The 11445-nt window shown below is 66.7% G+C and carries 8 protein-coding genes; 2 read left to right on the top strand and 6 right to left on the bottom strand.

The genetic code is table 11. The annotated features are described in order from the left end of the window. Positions 1-262: 262 nt before the first annotated feature. Both VIR15_RS01945 and VIR15_RS01940 read left to right on the top strand, forming a co-directional pair. A complete protein-coding gene (locus VIR15_RS01945) occupies positions 263-2332 on the top strand; it encodes a M3 family metallopeptidase (protein ID WP_331925784.1) in 2070 nt (689 codons plus the stop codon). A 118-nt stretch (positions 2333-2450) separates the two neighbouring features. After that, positions 2451-3641 (top strand): low temperature requirement protein A, encoded by a 1191-nt coding sequence (locus VIR15_RS01940; protein WP_331925783.1) that lies wholly within the window; start codon positions 2451-2453, stop codon positions 3639-3641. A 52-nt stretch (positions 3642-3693) separates the two neighbouring features. Here VIR15_RS01940 and VIR15_RS01935 read toward each other — a convergent pair whose 3' ends face one another. From VIR15_RS01935 to VIR15_RS01910, 6 genes are all read right to left on the bottom strand, one after another. Further along, complete coding sequence (locus tag VIR15_RS01935; protein ID WP_331925782.1) at positions 3694-4209, bottom strand: beta-class carbonic anhydrase; 516 nt, start codon at positions 4207-4209, stop codon at positions 3694-3696. Beyond that, entirely contained in the window at positions 4206-5927 is a 1722-nt protein-coding gene (locus VIR15_RS01930) for a fumarate hydratase (protein ID WP_331925781.1), read from the bottom strand. The genes VIR15_RS01935 and VIR15_RS01930 overlap by 4 nt, the downstream gene beginning before the upstream one ends. Positions 5928-6060: 133 nt before the next feature. After that, the gene (locus VIR15_RS01925; protein WP_331925780.1) at positions 6061-6924 is read right to left on the bottom strand and encodes a carbohydrate ABC transporter permease; all 864 of its coding nucleotides are present in this window, start codon (positions 6922-6924) and stop codon (positions 6061-6063) included. Next, a complete protein-coding gene (locus VIR15_RS01920; protein ID WP_331925779.1) occupies positions 6921-8069 on the bottom strand; it encodes a carbohydrate ABC transporter permease in 1149 nt (382 codons plus the stop codon). Before VIR15_RS01920 ends, VIR15_RS01925 begins: the two co-directional genes overlap by 4 nt. Beyond that, positions 8066-9415, bottom strand: coding sequence for an ABC transporter substrate-binding protein (locus VIR15_RS01915; protein ID WP_331925778.1), 1350 nt, complete (start codon positions 9413-9415; stop codon positions 8066-8068). The genes VIR15_RS01920 and VIR15_RS01915 overlap by 4 nt, the downstream gene beginning before the upstream one ends. Before the next feature lie 227 nt (positions 9416-9642). Beyond that, positions 9643-11376 carry a substrate-binding domain-containing protein gene (locus VIR15_RS01910; RefSeq protein WP_331925777.1) on the bottom strand — a complete coding sequence of 578 codons (1734 nt, stop codon included), beginning with the start codon at positions 11374-11376 and terminating at the stop codon, positions 9643-9645. Positions 11377-11445: the final 69 nt, after the last annotated feature.

Below are 11445 nucleotides of genomic sequence, written 5' to 3'. Positions count from 1 at the left end.
ACCCAGAACCCCGCCACCTCGTACTTGTAGCTGTGCCAGGAAGCCGCACGAAACCTTCGGATTCTATGTAGGCCGAAGCGAAGCGACTAGTGCTCTGACGCCCCTCAGCTTCATCGGGATGAGTAGATCAGCGGTTGCCCGGATCCGAGCACCGTCGGCGCTGCGTCATTGTGGGCGAAAGGACGCACCCCTCACTAGCCCTCACGGGAAGGGGTCGGATAACCGTTCGAGGGGGTCAGCCGCGGTCCGTAGTGTCGGGGACATGACCGAGCCAACCGAAGCTGCCGAACTCACGTCTCTCGATGGCAATCCATTTGTGACCAAGAGCCCTCTGGCCTTCTCCCTGCCTCCGTTCGGCGAGATCCGCCCCGAGCACTACGGTCCGGCGTTCAACACCGGGATGGAGCAACACCGGGCCGAGGTCGAGGCCGTCGCTGCCAGTGCCGAGCCGCCGACCTTCGAGAACACGCTGGTGGCCCTCGAACGCTCCGGCCAGCTCCTCTCACGCGCCAGCGCGACCTTCTTCGGCACGTCGAGCGCGCTGGCCACCTCGGAGGTCCAAGCGATCCAGGAGGAGTACGCGCCCAAGCTCACTGCCCACAGCGACGCGATCCTGCTCGATTCGCGCCTCTACGAACGGATCCGCGCCGTGCGCGATGACACTGCGCAGATGGGAGCTCTCGACCCGGAGTCCCGGCACCTGGTCGAGCGATACCTCACCGAGTTCACGGTGGCCGGTGCGGGCCTGGACGATGCGGCCAAGGAGCGGCTCCGTGAGCTCAACGCGGCCCTCGCGACCCTGACCACCCGATTCGAGCAGCGGCTGCTCGCCGACGCCAACGACCTCGCCGTGCTCGTTGACGACGTCACCGAGCTCGATGGGCTCACCGCCGGCGAGATGTCGGCCGCGGGCGAGGCAGCCCGGGAGCACGGCCACGACGGCTCGTACCTCATCAGTCTCGTCCTGCCGACCAACCACCCACACTTGGCCTCCTTGACCAACCGCGCGCTGCGTCGACGGCTCCACGACGCCCAGCGTGCCCGTGGCAGTCGCGGCAACGAGCACGACACGAGTGCGCTCGTCCTCGAGATCGTCCGGCTTCGCGCTGAGCGAGCCCGGCTCCTGGGCTACGCCACCCACGCCGCGGCCGCCCTGGCCGACTCGACCGCGGGCTCACCGGAGCGGGTCCGTGAGCGACTCGCCCCGATGGCCCGCGCCGCAGCGGCCAACGCCCGGAAGGAGCAGGCAGCCCTCGAGGCCGAGGCCGGCAACTCGATCGAGGCGCACGACTGGGCCTTCTACTCCAACCGCGTGCGTGCGACGACGTACCACGTGGACACGGCAGCCATGCGCCCCTACTTCGAGGCCGAGCGGGTGCTCCGCGACGGGATCTTCTTCGCGGCCGAGCGGCTCTATGGCCTCACCTTCCACGACCGCCCCGACCTGCCGGGCTATCACCCCGACGTGCGGGTCTTCGAGGTCCGCGAGGACGGCGCCCCGATCGGGCTCTACCTGCTCGACCTCTACACGCGGGACACGAAGAAGGGCGGCGCGTGGATGACGAGTCTCGTCCACCAGTCGTCCCTGCTCGACGAGCCCAACGCCGTCGTGACGAACAACCTCAACGTGCCCAAGCCGGCCAAGGGCGAGCCGACCCTGCTCACCTACGACGAGGTCAACACCTTTTTCCACGAGTTCGGCCACGCCCTGCACGGCCTGCTCGCGCGCGTCACCTATCCCCACTTCGCCGGTACCCGCGTCTTCCGCGACTTTGTCGAGTACCCCAGTCAGGTCAACGAGATGTGGATGCTCTGGCCGGAGGTCCTCGCGAACTACGCCATCCACCACGAGACGGGCGAGCCGATGCCGAAGGATCTCGTGGACAGCCTCATCGCCTCACGGTCATGGGGCGAGGGTTTCGCCACGAGCGAGTATCTCGCGGCCGCACTCCTGGACCAGGCCTGGCACGCACTCGACGTCGACCAGGCAGCGTCAGTGACGGACGTCGGTGCCTTTGAACGAGCCGCGCTGGAAGAGGCTGCGCTCGCGAATCCCTTGGTGCCGCCTCGGTATTCGTCAACCTACTTCGCGCACGCCTTCGCCTACGCCTACGATGCGCAGTACTACGCCTACATCTGGAGCGAGGTGCTCGACGCCGACACGGTGGCGTGGTTCACCGAGAACGGCGGACTCACCCGCGAGAACGGTGACCGGTACCGCCGCTACGTCATCGGGATCGGTGGGGCTGCCGACCCCCTCGCGTCGTACCGTGAGTTCCGGGGGCGGGACGCCGACCCGCGTCACCTCCTCGAGCGCCGCGGCCTCCTCTGAGACCAGCAGAACCCGGCCGTATGCCGCTGGGCTCGCTCACAGCCCAGCGCTCGGTCCCGTCGAGCATGCAGTTCGCGTCGAGAACTGCGCCCTCGGCGCGGCTGGCAGGATGGCGCCCGTGAGCCCGACGAACGCCGTCCCCCTGAGCCGGCTCATGCGGCCGCGCGACCCGGACGAACCGCACCGCATCGCGACCCCGCTCGAGCTGTTCTTCGATCTCGTCTTCGTCGTCGCGATCGCGAGCGCCGCGGCGCAGTGGCACCACGGGATCGCCGAGGGTCACCTTCGGGACCTCATCGGTTTCCTCATGGCGTTCTTCGCGATCTGGTGGGCATGGATGAACTACACGTGGTTCGCCTCCGCCTACGGCTGCGACGACGTCGTCTACCGCGTTCTCACGTTCGTCATCATGACGGGCTCCCTCATGTTGGCGGCAGGGATCCCAGACCTCTTCGACGACGGGCAGTCGGGCCTGGTTGTGGCGGGATACGCGGTGATGCGTCTGGCCATGGTCGCGTTCTGGCTCAGGGCTGCAGGCGCGGACGAAGCGGGGCGGCCCACAGCTCTGCGCTATGCGGTGGGTATCGCCGCCGTCCAGCTGTTCTGGATCTGGCGACTGGTGGTCGAGGACCAAGCGTGGCGTTACGGGACATTCGCGATCGGCATCGTCCTTGAGCTGCTCGTACCCGTCGTCGCGGAACGCGGACGTCGGACACCCCACCACCCGCACCACATCACCGAGCGGTATGCGCTCTTCACGATCATCGTGCTCGGTGAGGTCATCCTGGCCTCGGTCCAAGCGGTCCAGGGGGCGCTCGAGTCAGGGGTGACGGGCGACTTGCTCGGCGTCATCCTCGGCGGCCTGCTCGTCGTCTACTCGCTCTGGTGGATCTACTTCAAGCGCGACCACCTCGAACTGTTCGAGGGACCGCTCCGGCACAACCTGCTGGCCGGCTACGGACACTTCGCCGTCTTCGCCAGTGTCGCGGCGACGGGTGCCGCGCTCGCGGCGTCGGTCGACCTGGCAACACACGAGGCACACGCCTCGTCCCGTCTGGTCGGTCTGGCCCTCGCGGGTGCGATCGCCGTCTACCTCACGACCCTGGGTGTGTTCCACGCGGTCGCCGACGGCCGGGCCGGCTCAGCCCTGAGCGCACTCGTGACAGCCGGATCGGTCGTCGTCGCCGCGCTCCTCGGGCCCTCGATCGGCGTCACCGCATTGCTCATCGGCCTCGTCGTCGCCACTGCGGTGGCACAGCACGTGTGGTCAACCAGCACCCGTGACGACGTGGTTGCCTCCCCCGGGTGACGTGGGGATGCATCGACCGGAGGGCGGCGGTCCCGGTTCCGCGAAGTGGTGGTCAGGCCACCGGTCGGAGCAGGCCGGTGTCGACGTCGTAGATGAAGCCACCGACGAGGGCCGAGTCGGGGATGAGGGGGTGCGACCGGACCTTGGCCAGGTCCTCGCGCAGCTTCTGGACCTGGTCGTCGATGACCCCGAAGCTCTGCCATGACGCGTCGATCCCCGACAGCTCGGTGATCTGGCGACGCAGCTCGTTCTCGGTGCTCGAGGTCATTGCGCAGCGGGTGTGCGGCACGACGAGGATCCGGTTCACGTTGAGCAGGTGGGTGGCCAGCACGAGCGCCTCGAGTGCCGCCTCGGTGACGCGCCCGCCGGGGTTTCGGAAGATCTTCGCGTCGCCGGGTTCGAGCCCGATGATCCCGAGCGGGTCGATGCGCGAGTCCATGCACGTGACGATCGCCACGCCCGCCTTCGCGATGCCGTCGAAGCCTGCGAGATGGAAGTTCTCGGCATAGGAGCGGTTGTTGTTCAGCAGGTCCTGGAAGCCGGTCGGGTTCTCGAGCTTGTCGGTCATGCGAGACCCGGCCGCTTCGTGATCGTCATCGCGAGCGGCTTGCTCACCTCGGCGAAGAAGTCGTTGCCCTTGTCGTCGACGACGATGAACGCGGGGAAGTCCTCCACCTCAATCCGCCAGACCGCCTCCATGCCGAGCTCCTCGTACTCGAGCACCTCGACCCTCTTGATGCAGTCCTGCGCGAGGCGCGCCGCCGGACCACCGATCGACCCGAGGTAGAAGCCTCCGTGGGCAGCGCAGGCATCGGTCACCTGCTTGCTCCGGTTGCCCTTGGCGAGCATGACCTTCGACCCACCGGCGGCCTGGAACTGCTCGACGTAGGAGTCCATCCGGCCGGCCGTCGTCGGCCCGAACGACCCCGACGGCATCCCGGCCGGAGTCTTGGCCGGCCCGGCGTAGTAGACGGGGTGGTCCTTGAGGTACTGGGGCATCTCCTCGCCCGCGTCGAGCCGCTCCTTGATTTTCGCGTGGGCGATGTCCCGTGCGACGACCAGGGGCCCGGTCAGCGACAGCCGCGTCTTGACCGGGTACTTGGACAGCTCGCCGAGGATGTCGTCCATCGGCTGGTTGAGGTCGACCTTGACGACGACGTTCCTGCTCATCGACGAGACGCCGACCGCGTCCTCGGCATGCTCGCCCAGCCCCTCCAGCCCCTCGTGCGTCTCGTCGGGCAGGAACCGTGCCGGATCGGTCTCGAGCTGCTCGATGAAGACGCCCTCAGAAGTGATCTTGCCAAGCACCTGGCGGTCGGCCGAGCACGACACCGCGATCGCCACGGGCAGCGACGCGCCGTGGCGCGGCAGGCGCACGACGCGCACGTCGTGGCAGAAGTACTTGCCCCCGAACTGCGCCCCGATGCCGAACTGGCGGGTCAGCTCGAGGACCTTCTCCTCGAGCTCGACATCCCTGAAACCATGAGCCGTCATCGAGCCCCGTTTCGGCAGTGTGTCGAGGTACTTCGCTGACGCGTATTTCGCTGTCTTCAGCGCGAACTCGGCACTCGTGCCGCCGATGACGATGGCGAGATGGTAGGGCGGACAGGCAGCGGTCCCCAACGAGCGGAGCTTCTCGTCGAGGAAGCGCATCATCGCTTCCTCGTTGAGGATCGCCTTCGTCTCCTGGTAGAGATAGCTCTTGTTGGCCGAGCCGCCGCCCTTGGCCATGAACAGGAACTTGTACGACGTCTCATGACCAGGCGCGGTGTCGGCGTAGAGCTCGATCTGGGCGGGCAGGTTCGACCCGGTGTTCCGCTCGTCCCACGTCGTCACCGGAGCCATCTGCGAATAGCGCAGATTGAGCCGCGTGTAGGCGTCATAGACCCCGCGGCTGATCGCCTCCTCGTCGACACCGGGTGTCAGCACCTGCTGACCACGCTTGCCCATGACGATCGCCGTGCCCGTGTCCTGGCACATCGGCAGCACGCCACCGGCCGCAATGTTGGCGTTCTTGAGCAGGTCGAGGGCGACGAACTTGTCGTTGTTGCTCGCCTCCGGGTCGTCGAGGATGTTCGCGAGCTGCTGGAGGTGCCCGGGGCGCAGGTAGTGGGCGATGTCGTGCATCGCCGTCTCCGTGAGCAGCCGCAAGGCCTCGGGGTCGACCTCGAGGAACGTGCGTCCTCCGGGGCCGTCGACGGTCCGCACCCCCTCCGTGGTGAGTAGCCGGTACGGCGTCTCGTCACTGCCGATCGGCAGCAGGTCCTCGTAGGCGAACTCGGCCACGGAGGTCTCCTTGGGTCTTTGGCGGGCTGGGAGGACGCTGCCGTATGCCGCTCAGCTCAGCGGCATACGAACGTGCCCTCCCAGCCTAGTTGCGCTGGGAGGGCACGCCCGTGGCCGGGTCAGTGGGTGGGCGTCAGCCCTTCACGGCGCCGGAGGTCATGCCTCGGACCATGTACCGCTGGAGGGCCACGAAGACGATCATCGGGATGATGATCGAGATGAAGGCGCCGGCGGTGAGCAGTTCCTGACCCTGACCCTGCGTGCCGAGCAGCTGCTGGAGCTTGACGATGACTGTCGCGTTGTCGGCGTTGAGGAACAGCTTGGCGACGAGCAGGTCGTTCCACACCCAGAGGAACTGGAGCGTCGCGAACGCCGCGATGGCCGGGATCGACATCGGGGCCACCAGCCGCCAGAACGTCTGGAAGTGGGTTGCCCCGTCGATCTTGGCCGACTCGACCACGCTCGCCGGCAGCGTGGTCATGTAGTTGCGGAGGACATAGATACACAGCGGCATGCCGAAGCCGGTGTGCAGCAGCCAGACCGCGATGTACTGGCCCGAGATGCCGAGGCCGCGCGGACCGAGCAGGTTGAGCATCGGCTGGAACGCGACGTGGATTGGCACCACCATGACGGCGATGATGAGCAGGAAGAGGAACTCCTTGAACCGGAACTTCATGAAGGTGAACGCGTAGGCGGCGAAGGCCGCGAACATGATCGGGATGATCGTGGCCGGCACCGCGACAGCGATGCTGTTGACGAACCCGGCGCCGAAGTCGTTCCCCTCCCAGACGCCCCGGTAGTTGCTCGTGGTCCACTCGGACGAGAAGGGGTTGAACAGGGCCGTCCACCAGCCGGACGAGGCGGCCTCGTCACGGCTGCGGAACGACGTGACCAGCAGGCCGATCGTGGGGATCGACCACAGCAGCGCCAGGACTGCCATGACGACGATCGAGAACGGGCTGAGCGGCCGTCCGTCCTTCATGAGCCTGCGACTCATCGGTTCGTCTCCTCGTTGCGGAAGTGCCGGATCTGGAACCAGATGAGCGGGATCACCGCCAGCAGCAGGACGACGACGATGGCCGAGGCCTGCCCCGCCTCGCTCGCCCCGAACAGCTTGTTGAAGAAGAGGTTCGCGATGACGTTGGTGTTGTAGGCGCCGTTGGTCGTGACGTAGACGATGTCGAAGACCTTGAGCACCGTGATGAACACCGTGACGAAGACCGTGATGATGGTGCCCATGATCTGCGGGATGACGACCCGCCAGAAGATCTGCCACTCGGAGGCGCCGTCGATGCGGGCGGCCTCGAGCGTGTCCTCGGGCACCCCCTTGATGGCCGAGCTGAGCAGGACCATCGCGAAGCCGGCCTGGAGCCAGATGAGGATGACCATGAGCAGGATCGAGTTGAGCTTGGCCGTCTCGATCTGCAGCCAGGCCTGGGGCTCGCCTCCGAGTCCGACCCAGATCGCGTTGAGCAGGCCGGTCTGCGCCTGCCCGGGGTTGTTGTACGCATAGACGAGCAGCCAGATCGCCGACGCGCTCACGGCCGAGATCGCCATCGGCACGAAGATCAGGCTCTTGGCGAACTTCTCTCCGTTGGCCGACAACTTGTCGGACAGCACCGCGACGACGACGCCGAAGGCGACAACGACCGCGGGGACGATGATCAGCCACAGGATGTTGTTGATGATCGCGTTCCAGAACTCGCTGTCGCCGAAGATGGTCCGGTAGTTCTGCAGGCCGACATAGGCCGTGCTGTCGGAGTTGGCGAACGAGTAGTTGATCGACTGGAACGTCGGGTAGATCAGCATCAGGGCAACGAAGAGGAAGCCCGGGATCAGGAAGGCGTAGGGGATGACTCCCTGCGTGAGCCGCTCCGGCAGACCCTCGACGAACATGTTGAGGAACCAGAAGAGCAGGGCGGCCCCCGCGACGCCCGCCACGATCGCGAGCAGGGCTATGACGATCTTGTTGCCGAACCGCTCCGGGTAGTAGCCGAAGGCGAGGAAGAGGTTGGCCAGGGCCCAGACCACCACGGCCATCCCGACGAGGCCGATGATGATCATGCGCGGACGGGCCCGGAGCGCCGCGTAGGATTCGTCGGGTGCGGCGCGTTGCGGAGGCGTGACGATCTGCGTAGTCATGACTTCGGCCAGCTCGCCTCGATGTTGTCAGCCGTCTCCTTTGAGGACTGGCCGTTCTCCCACTTGATCAGCTCGGACCAGAACGTCCCCGAACCGACCGCCTTGGGCATGAGGTCGGAACCGTCGAAGCGGAAGACGCCTGCCTTCGAAACGATGTCGGCGACCTGCTTCGTGGTCTCGTCGGGGTAGAGAGAGATGTCGAACGTCTTGTGCGGCGACAGCCAGCCGCCGGCCTTGGCCCACTCCTTGCCGAAGTCGGCCGAGGCGAGGAACTTCATGACCGCCTGCGCGTCAGGGTCATTGCCGTTGAACAGCGCCGCCATGTCTGCCGCACCGACCATCGCCGTTCCCTCGAAACCGTTGTCGAACTTCGGGAAGGCGAAGACCCCGACCTCCTCTGCGAGGTTGGCCTGGATGTTCTTCGGCAGGAACGAGGTGACGAAGTTGCCCTGACGCTCGAGGAAGCACTGCGGCGGCTTGGCGAAGGCTGGGAGCATGGCCTCGCCGAACGGAGTGCTGAGCACTCCCTTCGGGCCGCCGAGCACGTAGCCGTCACCCTTGGCGATCTTGGCGAACTCGTCGAACGCCTGGATGATCCGCGGGTCGTTGAACGGGATCTTGTGGCTGGTCCACTGGTCGTAGACCTCGGGTCCGAACATGCCCAGGACGTACTGCTCGATCCAGTCGGTGCCGACCCAACCGGTGTCCTGGGCGGACTCCCAGCCCATGCACCAGGGCGCCGTCCCACTGGACTTGATCTTGTCGGCGACGCCCTGCAGCTCGGTCATCGTCGCCGGTGCCGTCGAGTACCCGCCCGCGGTGTAGGCCTTCTTCGGGTACCAGACGAGGCTCTTGCCAGCTAGCTTCATCGGGGCGGCGTAGACCTTGCCGTTGTATTTCGCGGAGTCGAGCAGGCCCGGGACGAGCGAGGAGTTGAGCGCGTTCACGTCAAGGATCGAATCCAGCGCCTGGACCTTGTTGTCGGCTGCGAACTCCATCAGGCCGCCTGGTTGGGCGAAGAGACCGATGTCCGGCGCGTCGCCTGAGTTGACCTTCTGCTTGATGGTCGTGGCGAAGTCTCGGTCGGCGACGTACTGGATGTCGATCCCGCTCGACTTCTCGAACGGGGCGAGCGCCGCGAGGAAGTTCTTCTCCTCGTCGCCACCGAAGGTACCCAGCATGGTGACCTTCTTGTCGTTGTCCGCGCTGCCGCCGTCGACGAAGCTACCGGTACCACCTGCGCCACCGCCCCCGCCCCCGTTGTCGTTCGACGACAGACATCCCGCCAAGAGGGTCATCGCGACGGCCATCCCACCCGCCAGCACGACTCGTTTACGCCCGCTCATCTGCCACTCCTCGCCTGAGTTGTGCACTTGGACCGCTTTGTCCCGTGACGTGAGTCACCCCACATTCCTCATTCCTACCGCCTGCGGGGGACAGAGGCCAGTAGGCGTGAGCGAAACGTTGTGAAGGGAGAGCAGCGCGCGGTCGCGCCGAGCGTGAGCGAGCTCAGCGGCATACGGCCCGAGGTGGAGTTGGCGGGATCACCCAGCCTTGCCTCAGACCCAGACGGTCAGACGCAAACGCCGTCCTTGCACTCGTGGTCGAACAGCGCCTTCGCGAGCACCGTGGTCATGTCGGCCGGGCTGGGCGCGCCGTAGAACTCCGAGAACGAGCCCCGCGAGATCTTCCGCAATGACTCCGCGTCGACGTCCGGGCCGATGCCGATCGTCGTGATGGCGATGGGCCGCTTGGGGTCGGTCGCCTGACGGATGTTCGCCATCAGCTGGTCCAGGGACAGGCCGCCACCCGGGTCCTCGTTCTTGCCGTCCGTCAGGACGACGACGGCGTTGACGCGCTTCGGGTCATAGTTGGCCTTGACCTCCTGGTACGCCGCCCAGATCGTGTCGTAGAGACCGGTCCACCCCTCGACCTCCTTGCTCAACGAGGCGGCGGCAGCGGCCATCCGGGCCCGGTGCTGGTCGTCCGACAGGGTGCCGATCGGCACGATCTTCTTGTAGTCCTCTCCGTTCGGCCCCTTGTCGTTCGAGAAGACCCAGAGGCCGAGCTTGGTCGATCCGGGCAGGGCGTTGAGCGCGATGCCGGCCGCCTCCTGGGTGATCTTCACGCGGGTCGTGTCGCCCACCTTCTCGTTCATCGAGCCGGAGACGTCGAAGACGGAGAGCAGCTGGAAGTCGGTCGTCGCGGACTGCCAGACGTCGGTGGCCGCGGCCACCTGGGCGGCGCTCGGGGACGCACTGGCCTTGATGTCGCCGATGCTGCCCTCGGGCGTCGGCAGGGTCACCGGAACCGCGGTGGAGCGCAGGCCGAACGTGGCCATGATCTTGGCTGCCTCGGGGGTGCTCAGGAACTCGCGCAGGGACTCGATGCCCTTCTTACGAGCCGGGTCCTCGGACATGGTGATCAGGCTGTACTCGAACGACGGGGTCCCCTCCGACGGGACGACCGCCACCATCTGGTTCTTCGGGTTGAACCGGTTGTGCTGGGCCAAGGAGGCCTCCGACGTCGGGAAGGCCATGGCCTCCTCCGGCTTCTCCACGTAGGTCTCGAAGAGCTGGTCATCCGAGGCGGCCATCTGCTGGGCCAGCTTCGGGATGATGACCCGCCCCTGCTCCTTGCTGAGGAGCGGCAACGTCGTCGAGAGCGTCAGCATGCCTGCCGTCGTGCTCCTGGGGTCGCTCAGGCGGATCGGCGTGTCCGACGCCACGAGCTCGAGCCATGCTGCCTTGCCGTCGAGCTGGTCGGCCTCGGCCCGGTCCATGGCCACGACGAGGGCGCTCTTGGCGAACGGCGCGACCTGCTCGGCGCCGAGCTTGGCGACCTGGTTGACCCGGTCGACCCAGAGCGGGGAGTCGGGGATCCAGGCGTCGGGTCGCTCCGGCTGCTCCTTGCCGAGACCGAGCATGGCCTCGACCGGCTTGCGGGCGAACACCTCATAGTTCACGCAGGGCGAGTCGGGCAGCTTCTGGTAGGTCTTTGCGAGCTCGTGCGCCGCGCGCTGCATCGAAGGGGCGGCCCAGAGAGTCACCGGCGTCAGCGTGTCGCAGGTCTTGCCGGAGGGGCTGGCGACGGGGGTCGAGGCGGGCGAGGTGTCGCGACCGATCCACCAGGTCGCGCCTCCCACGACTGCAGCGACGAGAGCCACGATCGCGGCTATCGCGCCCACTCGACGTCGACGACGGGCCGCGGCGATCTGGGCCTCGAGCGCCTTCCGTGCTGCCCTCGTCTCATTGAGGGTCTGGTCGTACGGGCTCGACGGGCGCTGTGGAGGTGGAGGGTTGGTCAAGGGGGTTCCTTACATGAGTACGCCCCGGAGCCCGGGCGTCACGATATGAATCACCGGCAACGTAGCGCG

The sequence above is a fragment of the Intrasporangium sp. genome, from assembly GCF_036566125.1.
Taxonomy (GTDB): Bacteria; Actinomycetota; Actinomycetes; order Actinomycetales; family Dermatophilaceae; genus Intrasporangium.
Note: the sequence above shows the minus strand (reverse complement) of the source record. Positions and strands in the feature narration are given on the sequence as shown.